Source organism: Halomonas sp. PA16-9 (genome assembly GCF_009728585.1).
GTDB lineage: Bacteria > Pseudomonadota > Gammaproteobacteria > Pseudomonadales > Halomonadaceae > Vreelandella > Vreelandella titanicae.
Map to the genome: position 1 here is coordinate 3,001,488 of NZ_CP040451.1, position 16,551 is coordinate 3,018,038.

Consider the following 16,551-nt stretch of genomic DNA (forward strand, 5'->3'; position numbering starts at 1 on the left):
ATGCAATATAGTCTAGGCCACTATGCGCACGGCGTCGATCTTTAACCCTGGCAATTACGCCTTATGTGACTAATGAAGTCCTGTTTAGGCAGTCTAAAAGATTCAGTGTTAGCATGCTTTGCCCTGGCGATGAAGCCTGATTTTGATATTAGTTAAAGGGTGCTCACTACGAGGTTTTTATGTCATCCCCCAATCTGCTCAATCGCCTAACATTTCGGCAACTCCAGGTCTTCCAGGCGGTGCATCGGCAGCGCTCCTACTCTCGTGCAGCTGAGCAACTGGGACTGACCCAGCCAGCAGTCAGCGCGCAAATACGGCAGCTTGAGTTGGCACTGGGTCAGCCTCTGTTTAATTATGCGGGTAAAACGCTTCACACGCTTCCCGCCGCCGATACCCTCGCCCACTCAGCGCGCGAAATTTTTGGCCAACTGTCACGGCTGGAAATGAACCTATCGGATATTAACGGCAAAATAAGCGGCGAACTCAACATCGCAGCGGTTTCCTCAGCCCAATATGTGGTGCCTTATTTACTTGCCCGCTTCCGTGCTCACTATCCCGAAGTACATGTCCGCTTAAAGGTATGCAATCGCTGCCAGGCACTCGATCGATTGGCTGAGCAGCAGGACGACTTGGTTATCATGGCCATGGTGCCTGAAGACGATCGCTTGGTAGTGATGCCGATTATTGATAACGAACTGATCGCCGTCGTCTGGCCCGAGCATCCGCTACTTTCGATGCCGCAACCCTCCTTAGCAGACTTTGCGCGCCATTACGTGCTAATGCGCGAACCCGGTTCCGGCGTACGCAACGCTTTTGAGCAGATGGCGGCCAGTCAGCAGGTCGCCCTTCCCCACTGTATAGAGTTAGGTACCAATGAAGCGATTAAAGGGGGCGTCATGGCTCACTTAGGTGTTGCCGTGCTGCCGCGTTTGGCGGTGCAGCTGGAGCTTGAGCAGGGGTTACTGTTTGAGCTGGGGTTGCCCGACTTTCCCATCCACCGCTCTTGGTGCACGGTCTATACGCGGGAGCGCTTACCCACTCCGGTCGCCGAGCTATTTTTGAGTTTCATCCGTGAACACTTACCCGACTATCGCCGTCACTTTCAGGCGCCCGCCAGCCCCTTACCCAGCCATGGGGTAGCCTGTTTGCCGATACTTCCCTCCTGAAGGCGAGTGATGGCTTACGGTGTCTTGTTGGCAGCGAGATATGTTACATTAGCCATCATTAGCGCGATAAAATATTGAGCAAACTTCGTATTAACCAGGTATCAATAGGCAGGCTTGGAACAGGGTTAAACCTTTTTTACGCCTTCGGCCTACCGCACAGAAGAGAGGCTCTGTCACTATGAGCAATAACCCCTCGCAGCGCGTGTCCAGCGGTGAAAAATACCGTAATGAACATGGCATGTCGGTGATCAAGGATGGCATGAAGCAGCGCAAAGCGCAGCCAGAGGCCCCTTCTGTTGAGCTTGAGCGCAAACCCAAGTGGCTGCGAGCACAGATTCCAGGTGGCGAGCGTTTTGAAGCGGTCAAGAAAAACGTCGCGACCCATCGATTAAGCACTGTTTGCGCTGAATCCCACTGCCCCAATATGGGCGAGTGCTGGAGCAACGGCACGGCCACTATCATGCTGATGGGCTCGGTATGTACCCGCGCCTGTCGGTTCTGCGCAGTAGACACCGGCAACCCCCAGGGCTGGCTTGACCACGAAGAGCCTGAAAACACGGCCAAATCTGTAGAGCTCATGGGGCTGCGTTATATCGTACTGACTTCAGTTGACCGTGACGACCTCGACGATGGCGGCGCAACCCACTACGCCAACTGCATTCGCGCGATCAAAGCGCGCACACCCGAGGTGGTAGTCGAAGCCTTGACGCCCGACTTTGATGGTGACCTTGCCGCTATCGAACGCGTCGTCGATTCAGGCCTACAGGTATTTGCCCAAAATGTGGAGACCGTGGAACGCCTGACAGGCCGAGTGCGTGACCGGCGGGCAGGTTACCGCAAAACCCTCGATGTCCTTGCTCATGCCAAGCGCTACCGCCCAGATATCATCACCAAAACCAGCCTGATGCTGGGCTTGGGTGAAACCGACGAAGAGATTTTGCAAACGTTTGATGATTTACGTGAGATCGGCGTCGATATTGTCACGCTTGGCCAGTACCTTCGCCCGACCAAAAATCACCTGTCGGTGGAGCGCTGGGTAACGCCTGAAGAGTTTGATCGCTACCGCGTGATTGGCCTGGAAAAAGGCTTTATGGAAGTGCCCTCTGGCCCGCTGGTACGTTCAAGCTACCGCGCTGATCGCGTGTTTGAGAAAAACAACCTGGGGCTCGCCTCACCTGCCGCGATTCCCGGTCAGGAGCAAGAAGCAAACCCCAATATTATTCCAGCGCTCAACGTAGGATAGGCTTAAATTAAGCGTTCTACGGGGCTTGCTACTATGTATGGAGCGGGTTTTAAGACCCGCTTTATAAGCCTCGTTTTTTTGAACCGTTTTTTTAATAACGGTGACCCAATTTTTACAGTGGCGTGTTCTCGACACTGACCAATTCGCGGTTTAGCCGTTTAGCCAGCGCCTCGGCCAGCTGCTCACCCACCCGATGATCCCCTGGCAACGAGACGAGGTCAGCCAACTTCGCCATGGGCATACCTGCATAGCCGCAGGGGTTAATGCGCAAAAAAGGCGTCAGGTCACCGTTTACATTCAGCGCCACGCCGTGAAAGCTCGCCCCCCGCCGAATACGCAGACCCAGTGAGGCAATCTTCGCCTCACCCGCTTCTGTCATCACATAAACCCCTGGAGCATCGGGCCGAGCTCGGGCGCTCACGCCATAGTGGCTCAAGACGTCAATCACGGCATTCTCCAATGCAGTGACTAAATCGCGCACGCCAATTTTTCCCCGCCGTACATCCAGTAGCGGGTACAGCACCACCTGCCCTGGCCCGTGATAAGTGACTTGCCCCCCCGATCAACGTGCACCACCGGAATATCGCCGGGCAGCAGCAGGTGTTCGGGCTTGCCAGCCTGGCCTTGGGTAAACACCGGGTCATGCTCGACCAACCAGAACTGATCAGGGGTTTGCGCATCCCGTGTATCGGTTAGCGTGCGCATAGCTTCCCACACTGGCAGGTAGGCCTGGTGACCCAAATCGTGCAACTCAATCGGCACGGCGTTTTCCACGGTTACACCACCATATGCACACGGCCAGTAGCCTTGAGGTCGTCGAACAACTCTTTAATATGCTGCTCTCCGGTCGCTCTAATCACCACACGTACCGATTGAAAACGGCCATTGCGACTATCGACCACCTGCATTGCCGTTGCATCGAAGTCAGGGTCATGGCGCACAATCACCTGGCACACACAGGCAGGAAAGTCTTCGGCCGCATCGCCGACGACTTTTAACGAGTAATCACATGGGAAAGTGATTTTAGGCGACTCCTGAGCCGCCGGTTGGCGCAAATCACGAAGTCCCGGAGCACCTTTTTTCATAACAAACCTATTTCGTAAAGACTGATTTTCACAAAGACTGGGTTCATCACAGATATACGCTAGAACCCATCAACCTATCGGCTGTAAGTCTATAATCAATCCGTAAAATTACTAATCAGATTACTAAAGAAGCGCTGCACCTGATCGAACAAGCGCTTAAAGAGACCACCCTCTTCGATGTTTTCCAGCGCCACTAAGCGGCGCTCACCGACCACTTCATCACCTAAATGCACTTCCAGCGTACCAACCTCGTCGCCAATGGCAATCGGTGCCTGTAGGTCTGGATTGAGGTTTAGGCGCGCACGCAGCTCTTCGTTGCGGTTGCGTGGCAGGGTCATAAAGACTTCTTCATCGACGCCAACACGCAGCTCATTGATATCGCCGCCCCAAACCCGCGGCGTTGCCAATACGGCACCGCGCTCATAGAGCTTCATGGTTTCGAAAAAGCGGAAACCGTAGCTGAGTAGCTTTTGGGTTTCTTGAGCGCGCGCTTCATCAGAGTTGGTGCCCATCACTACGGAAATCAAGCGCATATCGTCACGCTTAGCTGAAGACACCAGACAGAACCCCGCCTCCGTTGTCCAGCCGGTTTTCAGGCCATCCACCGAAGGGTCACGCCACAGCAAACGGTTGCGGTTGGGCTGATCAATACCGCCATAGGAGAACGTACGATGGGAGTAGATTTCGTAGTGGTCAGGGTAATCATTAATAATGTGCCGGGATAAACGCGCCAAGTCATGGGCCGTTGAGTAGTGATTGTCGGCGGGCAAGCCAGTAGCGTTCTGGAAGTTGGTGTTATTCATGCCCAACCGCGTGGCATGCTGATTCATCAGATCGGCAAAGGGCACCTCACCACCCGCCAAATGCTCTGCCATGGCGACACTGGCATCGTTGCCCGACACAATGATGATACCGTGGAGTAAATCATCCACCGAAACCTGATCACCCACCTCAATAAACATTTTCGAGCCGCCGGTGCGCCAGGCATTCTCGCTAATATTAACCATATCAGTGAGCTTAATGGTGCCACGATTGAGCTCACGCTCTACCAAATAGGCGGTCATCAGCTTGGTTAAACTTGCCGGTGGCAGACGCTCATCGGAGTTATGCTCGGCCAAGATACGGCCACTGTTAGCATCCATCAGAATCCACGAACTTGCCGCTAACTGAGGGGCTGAAGGGATAATGGTTTGCGGCTGCGGAATTACCGGCTGAGGCGTTGGCTGGGCACTGGCAGGCACAGCAACCGTCGCCATGGCAGCGAAGAGGCACAGGCGTGCAGAGCGACCAATGGATGTAAACACGTTCATAACGTCAGTCTCACTTACTTGAAAGCTTACTTGAAAAGCTTATTTTAAAAAACGGCGGCGCGTAAGGCGCGCCACCGGAAATAAACAGGGGGTGAATTATCGCACAACAAAGACCTGGGGAACCCTGCTTGGCGCAGTGTTTCTCGCGCTTGAGGTTCTTGGCTCGGAGCGATGGGCCCCACTTGAACACGATAAACGTCAGCGTCGTTCATAATACGCACCGCATGGGGCTGCTCACCTTGTAAACGCTGCTGCAACTGCTGAGCGCCTTCCGGATTACCCAGTGCCGCGATCTGCAGATACACTGCGTCGCCAGCTTCCCCTTCGTTTGGCGGCTGCGCTGTTTGTGTCTGTGGTGAAGGATCAGCCGCAGATGCAGCAGACGCCGCCGGCGGAACGGGCATAGAAGAAGCATTTGCAGCAACCCGCTGTGCCTCGGCTACGCGAGGCTGGGGGGAAGCGCCGCCACCGCCCTTGCCGTGCTCGGCTAGCCACTGCTCAGGGTTGATCGCTTCCACTTTCACGGAACCGGTACCATTGTCGAGGAAGCCTAGCCGGGCGGCTGCCGCGTAGGAGAGATCGATCTCACGGTCACTGTGGAAGGGGCCACGGTCGTTCACTCGCACAATGACCGATCGCCCATTATCCAGGTTTGTGACTCGCGCAAAGGTGGGTAGAGGCAGCGAACGGTGTGCCGCCGACATTTTATACATGTCGTAGATTTCACCGTTTGAGGTCGCGTAGCCATGGAATTTTTCGCCATACCAGGAGGCCGTACCACGTTTCTCATAACCCGTTGCATCAGGCAGCACTTGATAGGTTTTCCCCCACACTTCATAGCTAGAGCGATTGCCCGCTCTGGAAGGCTGCTCGATGCGGGGCTCTGCATCAGGCACCTTGGTAACATCCGGCGGCTCGAGCGGATAGGCATCACCACTCATGGCATAGCGGCCACCATTAGTGTTGGCCGCCGTTGAAGCCGGAGCCGCCGTTTGATTCGCGGAACCGGAGGCATCTACCCGCTGAGTGTCATTGCTGGCACAGCCGCTGACCAGCGCCAGTAAGGCAATCGCGCCAACCGCCCGCTGGCTAATCCTCAATTTGCTCTTCATCCCTCATCCTCGTGCAGCTCAGCAATCGCTTCTGCCAACTCGGCTACGGCCATGGCATAGAGGTGACTATGGTTGTAGCGGGTAATCACGTAAAAATTATACTCGCCAAACCGGTAACGGGTCTCTCCATTGGCGAACTCAAGCGCCAACGGCACCACTGGCAAATTATCATCAAGTGGCTCGCTGGGCCCAATCCCATGAGTGGCCAACTGAGCAATGCTCACCGCAGGAGGTGAGGTTTGGTTAAATGAGAGTTCCTGGAGTAACTCTACGGGCATTACGTCTGGCCCAGTGGCCTGGTGGTAGATATCGGCTCCCGGCTTCCAGTTATGCTCGGCAAAGTAATTCGCGACGCTGCCAATCGCATCAACCGGGTTCTCCCAAAGATCACGTCGTCCATCGCCATCAAAATCCACGGCATAGGCTTGATAACTGGTGGGAATAAACTGCGGGTAACCCATCGCACCGGCATAGGAACCGCGCAACTCGGTAGGGTCGACCTGCTGTTCGTAGGCAATACGTAAAAAGGCCGCTAGCTCACCGCGAAAAAAAGGCCCCCTTGCCGGATGATGAAACGCCAGTGTGGCTAGCGAATCCAGCACGCGATGCTGGCCTTTATGGCGACCATAGTAAGTTTCAACGCCAATAATAGCGGTAATGATTTCAGCGGGCACACCATAGGTGCTTTCCGCGCGCGCCAAGGCGTCGGCATGAGCATCGATGAACTCCACGCCCTCTTCAATGCGCTGCTGGGTCAGAAAAATAGCACGATATTCGTACCACTTCAGACGCCGCTCAGCAGCTCCTTCCATGGCATCTAATACGCTTTGGGTATAGCTCGCCTGACCCAGCGCTTCTGCCAACCAGTCTTGCGGCAACCCTTGCTCGACCAGCTCTTCCACCAGCGCTTGGCTGTCAGCATTTTGCTGGGGAGCAAAGTGGTGAGGAGTCTCAAACTGAGCCTGCGGTGAAGGCTGATCAGCAAACGCCATGGGGGTCACCCAGCACATCAGCGCGGCCAACACATAGCTGCTCGTCTTCCCTTGAACCTTGTTCATTGGCTCTCCACTCCTGAGCTATTCAATCCTGAATTATCCATTACCGAGCAACATTAGCGTCTGAAGCAGACAGCGTCGCTAGCGCGACAGTAACCGACGATGCGCATGTATCGACATGAGAATACCGAAACCCGCTAACAAGGTCACGCTAGAGGTGCCGCCATAACTAACCAATGGCAGCGGCACCCCCACCACGGGCAAAATGCCACTCACCATGCCCATATTGACGAACACGTAGATAAAAAAAGTTAAAATGATGCTGCCTGCCACCAAACGCCCAAAGGTATCCTGCGCGGAGCTAGCCATCCACAAACCTCGGCTGACAATCAATAGATATAGGAACAGCAGCACAAGCATACCCACCAAACCAAACTCCTCGCCCAGGACGGCAATGATGAAATCGGTGTGTCGCTCAGGTAAAAACTCTAGTTGGGACTGGGTACCCTGCAGCCACCCCTTGCCCCATAGCCCTCCACTACCTATGGCCGTGGTCGACTGAATAATATTCCAGCCTGCCCCCAACGGATCGCTTTCAGGGTTGAGAAACGTCAATACCCGCTGACGCTGGTAGTTATGCATATTCATCCAGAGCAGCGGCACTGCGGCAGCCCCCAGCGCGGTAATAAATCCAATCAAACGCCACGACAAGCCCGCCAGTAGCACGACAATCAGGGCCGCGCTAGATACCAGCAGCGAAGTACCCAAATCAGGTTGGATCGCGGTTAGCACCACAGGCACGCCAATAATGACCCCGCACACGATAATATCGCGCAGGCGGGGCGGTAGTTCGCAGCGATTTAGATAGGCTGCAACCATTAACGGGGCTGCTAACTTCATCATTTCCGATGGCTGAAAACGTATCACACCAGGAATCACTAGCCAGCGCTTCGCCCCCATGCCCACATCACCCACTACATCAACGGCAATCAGCATGGCTACGCCAATGCAATAGGCCAATGGTGCAAAGCGCAAAAAGGTTGAGGGCGAGAACTGGGCAATAATTACCATGCCTACCAGCGCGATAAGAAAACGCACGCCTTGGCCAATCACTGCATCAATAGATTGTCCGGAAGCGCTGTAAAGAACGATTAAACCGCTCCCCATCAGCAGCAATAGCAAACCTAGCAGCCAAGGGTCGAGATGGATTCGCTCCCAGATACTTTTCCGCCGGGCGATACCACTCTCAGGCGGGCGAACAGGATGGCCACGCATCGAACGGGCTATATAATGCCAAGGCATGGCTTAGTTTCCCTCCACATTGGCATCATCTTCTTCCAACACTTCACGCACTTCCTCTACGTCGGGGGCCTCATCCTCAAGTAACCAGGCATCGGTCATTGCACGGGCCAGATGCGCTGCGTGGGTACTGCCACCACCGGCATTCTCAACAATAACCGAGACGGCAATCTGGGGGTCATCCAACGGCGCAAAGGCCACAAACAGAGCGTGGTCGCGCAGTCGTTCGGCCAGCTCATCGGCGTTGTAGCGCTGATCCTGCCCCAGCGAAAATACTTGTGCGGTGCCTGATTTGCCGCCCATGCGGTACTCAAGGCCCACACCGGTTCGCCGGGCAGTGCCTTCCGTGCCACTAACCACCTTTTCCATGCCGCTGAATACACGATCCCACCAGCTATCATTGGCGAGCACAATATCATCTAACGTATCCGGCAGATCACGCGGCACAGGGGTATCACCAATCTGTCGGGCCAGCCTTGGTTTCACCCAATGGCCCCGATTGGCCAGCGTTGCCGTAGCACTGGCTAGCTGGAGAGGTGTTACCTGCCAATAGCCTTGTCCAATCCCCACCGAGAGGGTTTCCCCGGGATACCAGGGCTGGTTAAAGCGACCACGCTTCCAATCTCGCGAAGGCATCAAAGCACCACTCTCTCCCTGAACGTCATGGGCTACACGCCGGCCAAAGCCAAAATTACTCATTTGATCATGTAAGTCATCAATGCCTAAATCGTGCGCAAGGGTATAAAAATAGGTGTTATTAGATACCGCTAAAGCTCGTTCTAAATCGACCCGCCCGTGCCCCCAACGCAGCCAGTTGCGATAGCGTCGGGAATCATTAGGCAATTGGTAGTAACCAGGGTCGTTTATGGTGCTGTCTGGAGTGATTACCCCTTCCACCAAACCCGCGAGCGCTAGAAAGGGCTTAATCGTAGAGCCGGGAGGATAGTGACCGCGAGTCGCGCGGTTAAACAGAGGGAGATCAAGGTCTTGCTGCAAAGCGCGATAAGACGCAACATCAATACCGGTGACAAACTGGTTACTGTCAAAACCCGGTGTCGATACCATGGCGAGGATCTCACCAGTGCCCGGCACGATAGCCACAATGGAGCCACGACGACCATCCAGCAATTCGTAAGCCAGTGTTTGCAGCGACTTATCCAGGGTTAGGGTTAGGTTCTTACCAGGCACCGGATCGGTTCGCCCAAGCTCCCGCAAGACTCGCCCGCGAGCGTTTGTCTCAACTTTGCGCAAGCCTGCCTGACCGTGCAGCTCCTCTTCGTAAAAACGCTCAACCCCCGTCTTACCGATAAAATGAGTCCCTGCGTAGCGACCCGCGTCCAGGGTTTCCATCTCTTCGGCGTTAATCCGCCCAACGTAGCCCAGTGTGTGTGCCATGATTTCGGCATCGGGATAGTAGCGCAGCGGCTGAGCCTCTATTTCGACTCCAGGCAGACGATGACGATTAACCGCCAAACGGGCAATTTGTGCTTCGCTTAAGTCACTGGTAAGGAGGGCTGGCTGGAAAGGACGCTGGCGTTGGCGTGAACGCACATTGAACGCCTCGATCTCCTCTTCAGGCAGTTCAAGCAGGTCGACCAATAGTGCTAGGGTTTCATCTAGGTTATCGACACGCTCGCGAACCAGCGTGAGGTTGTAGGTGGGACGGTTTTCAGCCAGCAGCACCCCGTTACGGTCATAGATCAAACCGCGGTTCGGCGGCAGCGGCTCGACGCGAACCCGGTTGTTTTCGGAGCGCGTGCTGTACATATCATGCTGGACGATCTGCAAATAAACCAAGCGACTCGTTAGCAAGCCTGCAAGCGTAAAAACTACTAACACCGCGAGTAGCGCTCTAACACGAAAAATACGCAGTTCTTGCTCGGAGTTTTTTAGCGTGTTGGGGCGCTTGAGCATGGTAACGATGACTCTCAAATCAAACAATCAAATCAAACAAAAGGCGCAGCAGGCCATAACAGTGATCGCTCACCATCTCAGTTAGCCGTCAGCGGTGATAAGGGTGACCTACCAGTAGTGTCCAGGCACGGTAGAGCTGCTCGGCCAGCATAATCCGCACCAGCGGGTGAGGCAGCGTCAGCGGGGAGATCGACCAGGTTTTGTCAGCCGTCGCAGAGAGTGAGGGCTCGAGACCGTCTGGCCCCCCCACAAGCAGGACAATATCTCGCCCGGCCATGCGCCAGGCATCGGCTTCTTGCGCTAACTGTTCGGTGGTCCAAGGCTTACCTTTGACTTCCAGCGCGACTAGATACTCGTCGCCACGCAACTTATCGCGAATTCGCTGCGCCTCTTGGGCACGCGCCTTCGCGATATCTGCATTTTTGCCACGCTGACCGAGGGCAATTTCTTCTATCTCGAGATTAAAATCTCTCGGTAGCCGCTTGCGGTAAGTATTGACGCCCTCTTCTACCCAGCCAGGCATTTTGCTTCCTACCGCTAACAGCCGGATCTTCATGACATGCCGGCTCGCTCTTGGAAGCGCTCAAGAGAGTCGCCAATGGCACCCGAGTCGCTGGGCAGATCGGCCCACAGCCGCTCTAAGTCATACAGGGTGCGTGCCTCGGGCATCATCACGTGGACAACGACATCCCCCAGGTCGACCAGTACCCAATCGGCGTTATCGCCACCTTCAACGCCCAGCGGGCCAAGCCCTGCAGCCTTGGCTTTTTCCACGACGTTTTGCGCCAGGGCAGCCACATGGCGGGTCGAAGTGCCACTGGCAATCAGCATGAGGTCGGTAACCTCGGTTAATTTGGCAACATCCAACTGTGTAATGTCACGTGCTTTCAGTTCTTCTAGCGCGTCAACCGCTAGATTTTTCAATGTATCGATGTGCATGACTCCTAAAGACAACCTTATTGGTTAATCGGTCAATAAAGCCGGCCATTGTAACGGCTTCTTTGATGACTGCCAGCGCTATTCGCGTTGTCGATAAAGTCCGTCCTGCGTAATGGCCAATTCAACGGCTTCTGGCAGTAAATAGCGCACGCTTTTCCCGGCCTCCAAACGCTCGCGGATATACGTCGCCGAGATCGCCATCAGTGATGGCAGTTCCAATGGCAGATAGCCGCCGCAAGGCCGCTGCATCAATGCGTCTACGCTATCGACTCTGCGATGCGCTACCAGTTCCATTAATGATGCCGGTAACGGATCGTCATAGCCCGGTCTGGCAATCACCACTAGATGAGCAAACTCAAACAAGCGCTCCGGCTGGTGCCACTGGGCGAGCCGCAAAAAGGCATCAAAACCAATCGCCATCACCAGACGGGCCTGTTCGCCAACTTCCCCACGCAGCTCAGCCAGTGTATCGACGCTATAAGAGGGGCCGTCACGGCGCAGCTCGCGGTCATCGGCGATCAGCCCAGGCGTCGCACCGATACCCGCTTCTAATAACGCCAATCTCTGTTTCGCCGAGACTTGGGGTCGCCCACGTAGCGGTGGCTGTTGAGCCGGTATCATATGTAGCCGATCAAGCGACAGCGCCTCATGCAACTCTACCGCGCTGCGCAAATGCCCCAGATGAACAGGGTCAAAGGTGCCGCCCAACATGCCGATACGCTGCTCCGTTTGACTCATGCCACCACCCTATTCACGCACCTGGCCATCGCCAAATACGACGTATTTCTGAGTGGTTAGCCCTTCCAAACCGACAGGCCCACGGGCGTGAAGCTTATCGGTTGAAATTCCGATCTCAGCGCCAAGCCCGTACTCAAAACCATCGGCAAACCGGGTAGAGGCATTCACAATCACCGAACTGGAGTCGACTTCCGCCATAAAGCGGCGTGCGAGTGAATAATCCTGGGTGACAATCGCATCAGTGTGGTGAGAGCCGTACTGTTCAATATGGGCAATCGCTTCATCGATACCATCGACCACTTTGATTGCCAGCACGGGGGCCAAATACTCGGCATACCAATCGGCTTCTTCAGCAGCTGCCGCCTGTGGCAACAATGCCTGCGTACGCTGGCAGCCACGCAGTTCAACTTCATGTTCGGCATAAGCGCGGGCCAGTTCCGGCAGCAGCAGGTCAGCAATCGGCGCATCAACCAGCAACGTTTCCATGGTGTTACAGGTGCCGTAGCGATGAGTTTTCGCATTGACGGCGATGGCTAGCGCTTTGGCGGGATCAGCGGTGGTATCGATATACACATGACAAACACCGTCGAGATGTTTGATAACCGGTACGCGGGCATCACGGCTGATACGCTCAATCAACGACTTTCCACCGCGGGGGATAATCACGTCGACATATTCCGGCATGCTAATCATTTCACCCACCGCCGCGCGATCAGTGGTGGCGACTACCTGCACACTACCCGCTGGCAGGCCTACATCAGCTAACCCCGTTTGGATACAGGCGCTAATGGCGGCATTTGACTGGCTGGCTTCCGACCCGCCGCGCAAAATACAGGCGTTGCCCGACTTCAAACATAGGCTGGCGGCTTCCAGGGTTACATTTGGGCGCGACTCGTAAATAATCCCGATGACGCCCAGCGGGACGCGCATTTTGCCCACTTGGATGCCGCTAGGCCGATAACGCATATCGCCAATTTCGCCCACCGGGTCAGGCAAGCCCGCTACCTGCTGTAGCCCTTCAATCATGGCGTCGATACGCGCGTCGTTCAGAGCTAAGCGATCCAGCAGCGCGCTTTCCAAACCGTTCTCGCGGCCACGCTGTAAATCCTCGGTGTTGGCATCCAGTATTTTGGCTCGCGCCTCGGTCAAGCGCTGCGCCATAGCCATTAGCGCACGGTTTTTCAACCCGGTATCCGCCCGCCGCAGTTCACTGGAGGCACGGCGCGCCGCTTGCCCAAGGCCTGCATGTAGGCGGGCACATTCCCGGCAATTAAGTGCTGATGGGCCTCGTCTTGGAACGGTGTTGAAGCGCTCATAGTGTCTCCGTACGGAAGGATACTTTAATTTTTTAATTAACCATGTATCGCGTTTTACATGTTTTGCTTATGTTACGTCATTTCATCGTTATACTGGGGACGATTAAGGCACTAATATGTCTCGCGTACATTTATTATCCTACAATTACTTTACTTGATGAGATACATCTGGTCATTCAGGACGAATAGTAAGTCACCATGCAAAGCAAGTACAAAATCCGCCTGCTACGTGCCAATCTTTTAGCGGCTGCCATCGCTTTGGCACTATGGACACCCGCTACACCCCCTGCTGCTGCCCTAGTGCTGTGGCTATCAGTCGGCTGGTTACTCATCACCGCGCTGATGCTTGATTTTAGCCACCGTCGTTCGCGAGGATTGCCATGGCAAATTGTACCGGGTGCACTGCTATTGGGTTTAATTGCCACTGCTCCAGAACGACACGGCATTTTAATCTGGGCGTGGGCCGCAATGCTGATGCTGCCCCAAAACAATGGGGTCGCCGCTTTTAACCTCAGCGCTGCACTGATTAGCGCTGTAATAGTAGCACCTCAATTGGAGGCGTCAGCGCTTGTGCTGCTGATTTGTTCACTGCTGGTGCTTGGCCTGCTGGCCTTATCCAGAGCACAGCAGCTTATTGATATGAACGGTTCCATTCGCCAACGCCTGCGATTGATTCCCGGCCTTAACCTTTGGGCCGGTGAGCAGTTGCTGCGCGATATCGCCCGGGAACAAACGCGCTGCGAGCGTGAAGGCGTTCATGCGGAACTGCTTATTCTGCACGTAAAACGCCACCAACTGTGGCCAATGGCGCAAAAGCTGTGCGAATTAACCTATGATTTTGAAAACGTTTACCGCTTAAGCAGCACAACGCTGGTGACACTCATTCTTGCCCGCTCACCTAGAGAAGCCGCTCAACGACGCAGCCTACTACTCGCCGACTTACCCGACAATATTACCAGTGAACACCTTGAATTAATCGATATCGAACCGGCAACGCTTTCGGTGTTTGAGATCAGCAAACTTCCGGCTGAGCGGGTGCGGGAGACGGTATGATCGAGTACCTCCCCAAACGATTAATGACCCTGGCTTATACTTCCAGTATCGCGTTGATGGTGGGTTACGCGCTATGGCTGTATGCCATGGGTGACTACCGCGACCTGCTGATTCCCACCTTTATGACCCTGCTGCTAATGGCCGCCCTGCTGATGCATATAGGGCAGGGCGTAAAAAGCTACCTGCCGCGCATTATTCTACTCTGCAGTACCTACTCGGTAGTGCTCGGCGCTTTCTATTTTCAGCCGCAGGTATCACCTCTATGGTTAGGCCTGCCGATTACCGCCGCGTTTTTACTGCTACCGCTATGGATCGCAATGCTGATTAATATTGCCATTGGGCCATTGTGGTGGCTGCTTCCTTCGGTCGCCTCCGCACCACCGGCGATTATCGTGGGCTATGCTGCTTTAACACTGTTACTTGCCCTCCCCCGCTGGGAGCATGCTCGTCGCCGCGCACTCTTAAGAGCTACCGACCCCAACGACAGCGACTGCGAAGCTTTCCATATGGACACGCTAAAAGAGCGTTTACACAGCGAGTTCCAGCGCGCTGCCATGCTCAATCAGCAACTGGCAGTACTGGTACTGCATTTACCGCAGTTGGATATGGCAGCAGAGCAGTTTGGCCATCGTGCGCAAACGGCGCTGCTGGGAGCGCTATGCGGTGAAGTGAATAGCCGTTGTCGCGATCATGACGTGCTGGGGCGCGCGGACAGCGCCACTTTTTGGCTGGTTCTACCTGATACTAGTGAAAGCGGCGCTCTGTTGGTACGCGAGCGTTTACAAAGAGCTCTTTCACAGCGCGTACTGGTAGAAACCGGTCAACTGGAAGCGCGCATTGCCGCCTGCTTACCCAGTCGCATCGAGCACTTTGCGCACTATGTAAAGCGCCTGGAAACCCGCGGCGCCGCCCTCGCCAACCTCTAGTCTGCCTTTTCAATGTCTCTTATCTGATGCTGGAGTACTCTCCTTGCCGCTAGCCGATCTGCTCCACTCATTAACGCCATCGCCTGCGTTGATCGTCTGTCTGGTGCTGGTGATTTCATTAGTCGAATCACTTGCCTTGATCGGGCTGCTGGTGCCGGGCGTGGTGTTAATCACTACCGCAGCCTCCCTGGCGGGACACCAGGATCTTGGCTTGGCATGGTTAATCGGTGCTGCCTTCATAGGCGCTATTTTAGGCGACGGCGTCAGTTTTTCGCTGGGCTTTAAACATCACGAGCAGGTCACTCAGAGATGGCCCCTTTCCCTGCATCCCGAATGGTTGGGCCGCGGGGCACGGTTCTTTGAGCGCTATGGCATCTGGTCGGTGTTTATCGGCCGCTTTGTCGGTCCGGTGCGACCGATTATTCCCTTGGTAGCAGGCATGATGCGTATGCCACCACGCACCTTTATTTGGGCTAATGTCACTTCTGCAGCGCTGTGGGCGCCTGCCTATATACTGCCCGGCTATTTGTTGGGGCGTACCTGGCAGCACCATTTGAATCTACCGCCAGGCATAGAGGCTGCGCTGCTTATCCTCGCAGCGATCATTGTCGTGCTCGCGGTGATTTTCTCCTGGGGTCGGCATCAGGCGACACGGCATGGGCGACTTTACCGGGCTATTGCTGGCAGCGTTCGCCGTATGCCGCTACTACGCAGGCCATGGCTGGCCATGAGCCAAACCGGCGATGTTCCCTTGGCTTCACTACTGTTACTGGTCATAGCGCTAGGCAGTCTGTCTGGCTGGACACTGCTGGTCATCGCCCACCATGAACCGCTTGAGATTGATCTGTTCATTCAGCAACTGTTCTCCTGGCTGCAGAGCGATGTTTTGTACCGAGCGGGGAATGTTTTTGCACGCATTGGCGACACCCTAGGCATTATCGCTTTAACACTGCCCTGGGCAGCATGGATGCTGGTGAGCAAGAGATGGGAGGCTTTACTGCACTGGAGTGGCGCCTTTGCCAGCGTCGCCCTGCTAAACACAGTAGGCAAAGGGCTGTTTGGTCGTGCTCGCCCAGAGACACCGGACTACTTAATGGGCTCGTTCTCCTACCCCAGCGCCCACACTTCCACCGCCGTGGTGCTCGTTGGCCTTACAGCGGCGTTCGTTGCGGCCGAGATACCCCGTCAAAAACGCTTTTGGGTGTACTGGATAGCACTAGCGCTTGCACTGCCCATGGCGCTATCAAGACTGGTGGTGGGCGTGCACTGGTTCAGTGATCTGGTGGGAGGCGCGCTACTCGGCTTGGTCGTTTGCGCACTCACGCTACTTCATTGGCAGCAGCAGTCGCGCCCGTCGATGCGCCCCTGCCCGTGGCTTCTGCTCAGCCTGGCATCGCTAGTGCTTATCAGCGCTCGCGTCGGCTTCTTCCCACCGGTTTAGCTTTAAATCGACAC

13 protein-coding genes and 3 pseudogenes are annotated in these 16,551 nt (G+C 55.2%); 5 read left to right on the forward strand and 11 right to left on the reverse strand.

Annotated elements, in window-relative coordinates; all coding sequences use genetic code 11:
• Positions 1-179: 179 nt before the first annotated feature.
• Positions 180-1,166 (forward strand): LysR family transcriptional regulator, encoded by a 987-nt coding sequence (locus FDY98_RS13945; protein ID WP_027957536.1) that lies wholly within the window; start codon positions 180-182, stop codon positions 1,164-1,166.
• 178 nt (positions 1,167-1,344) lie between these two features.
• Entirely contained in the window at positions 1,345-2,409 is a 1,065-nt protein-coding gene (gene lipA / locus FDY98_RS13950) for a lipoyl synthase (RefSeq protein WP_022523163.1), read from the forward strand.
• A 112-nt stretch (positions 2,410-2,521) separates the two neighbouring features.
• Here the strand turns inward: lipA and lipB are convergent.
• The 11 genes and pseudogenes from lipB to FDY98_RS14005 all read right to left on the reverse strand — a co-directional run bounded on the left by lipB (position 2,522) and on the right by FDY98_RS14005 (position 13,117).
• Positions 2,522-3,114: pseudogene (gene lipB / locus FDY98_RS13955) on the reverse strand (lipoyl(octanoyl) transferase LipB).
• A gap of 71 nt (positions 3,115-3,185) precedes the next feature.
• Positions 3,186-3,494 carry an HP0495 family protein gene (locus FDY98_RS13960; protein WP_027957538.1) on the reverse strand — a complete coding sequence of 103 codons (309 nt, stop codon included), beginning with the start codon at positions 3,492-3,494 and terminating at the stop codon, positions 3,186-3,188.
• Positions 3,495-3,589: 95 nt separating this feature from the next.
• Positions 3,590-4,804 carry a D-alanyl-D-alanine carboxypeptidase family protein gene (locus FDY98_RS13965; RefSeq protein WP_027957539.1) on the reverse strand — a complete coding sequence of 405 codons (1,215 nt, stop codon included), beginning with the start codon at positions 4,802-4,804 and terminating at the stop codon, positions 3,590-3,592.
• A gap of 96 nt (positions 4,805-4,900) precedes the next feature.
• Positions 4,901-5,916 (reverse strand): annotated as a pseudogene (locus FDY98_RS13970) (septal ring lytic transglycosylase RlpA family protein).
• Positions 5,913-6,974 carry a lytic murein transglycosylase B gene (gene mltB, locus FDY98_RS13975; protein ID WP_027957541.1) on the reverse strand — a complete coding sequence of 354 codons (1,062 nt, stop codon included), beginning with the start codon at positions 6,972-6,974 and terminating at the stop codon, positions 5,913-5,915. The pseudogene FDY98_RS13970 and the gene mltB overlap by 4 nt, the downstream one beginning before the upstream one ends.
• A 78-nt stretch (positions 6,975-7,052) precedes the next feature.
• A complete protein-coding gene (gene rodA / locus FDY98_RS13980) occupies positions 7,053-8,213 on the reverse strand; it encodes a rod shape-determining protein RodA (protein ID WP_027957542.1) in 1,161 nt (386 codons plus the stop codon).
• A gap of 3 nt (positions 8,214-8,216) precedes the next feature.
• Entirely contained in the window at positions 8,217-10,124 is a 1,908-nt protein-coding gene (gene mrdA, locus FDY98_RS13985) for a penicillin-binding protein 2 (protein ID WP_022523157.1), read from the reverse strand.
• An 88-nt stretch (positions 10,125-10,212) separates the two neighbouring features.
• Positions 10,213-10,680 carry a 23S rRNA (pseudouridine(1915)-N(3))-methyltransferase RlmH gene (gene rlmH, locus FDY98_RS13990; protein ID WP_009286999.1) on the reverse strand — a complete coding sequence of 156 codons (468 nt, stop codon included), beginning with the start codon at positions 10,678-10,680 and terminating at the stop codon, positions 10,213-10,215.
• Positions 10,677-11,063, reverse strand: a complete 387-nt coding sequence (gene rsfS / locus FDY98_RS13995) for a ribosome silencing factor (protein WP_022523156.1) — start codon at positions 11,061-11,063, stop codon at positions 10,677-10,679. Before rsfS ends, rlmH begins: the two co-directional genes overlap by 4 nt.
• Positions 11,064-11,141: 78 nt before the next feature.
• The gene (nadD, locus tag FDY98_RS14000; RefSeq protein WP_022523155.1) at positions 11,142-11,801 is read right to left on the reverse strand and encodes a nicotinate-nucleotide adenylyltransferase; all 660 of its coding nucleotides are present in this window, start codon (positions 11,799-11,801) and stop codon (positions 11,142-11,144) included.
• A gap of 9 nt (positions 11,802-11,810) precedes the next feature.
• Positions 11,811-13,117: pseudogene (locus FDY98_RS14005) on the reverse strand (glutamate-5-semialdehyde dehydrogenase).
• 198 nt (positions 13,118-13,315) lie between these two features.
• On the opposite strand from FDY98_RS14005, the gene FDY98_RS14010 reads away from it, so the two are divergent.
• Genes FDY98_RS14010 through FDY98_RS14020 form a run of 3 tightly spaced genes read left to right on the forward strand, consistent with a single transcriptional unit; the run spans position 13,316 to position 16,537 of the window.
• On the forward strand, positions 13,316-14,170 hold the full coding sequence (locus FDY98_RS14010) for a hypothetical protein (protein WP_027957544.1): 855 nt from the start codon (positions 13,316-13,318) through the stop codon (positions 14,168-14,170).
• Positions 14,167-15,096, forward strand: coding sequence for a diguanylate cyclase domain-containing protein (locus tag FDY98_RS14015; protein ID WP_027957545.1), 930 nt, complete (start codon positions 14,167-14,169; stop codon positions 15,094-15,096). The genes FDY98_RS14010 and FDY98_RS14015 overlap by 4 nt, the downstream gene beginning before the upstream one ends.
• A gap of 43 nt (positions 15,097-15,139) precedes the next feature.
• The gene (locus FDY98_RS14020) at positions 15,140-16,537 is read left to right on the forward strand and encodes a bifunctional DedA family/phosphatase PAP2 family protein (RefSeq protein WP_027957546.1); all 1,398 of its coding nucleotides are present in this window, start codon (positions 15,140-15,142) and stop codon (positions 16,535-16,537) included.
• Positions 16,538-16,551: the final 14 nt, after the last annotated feature.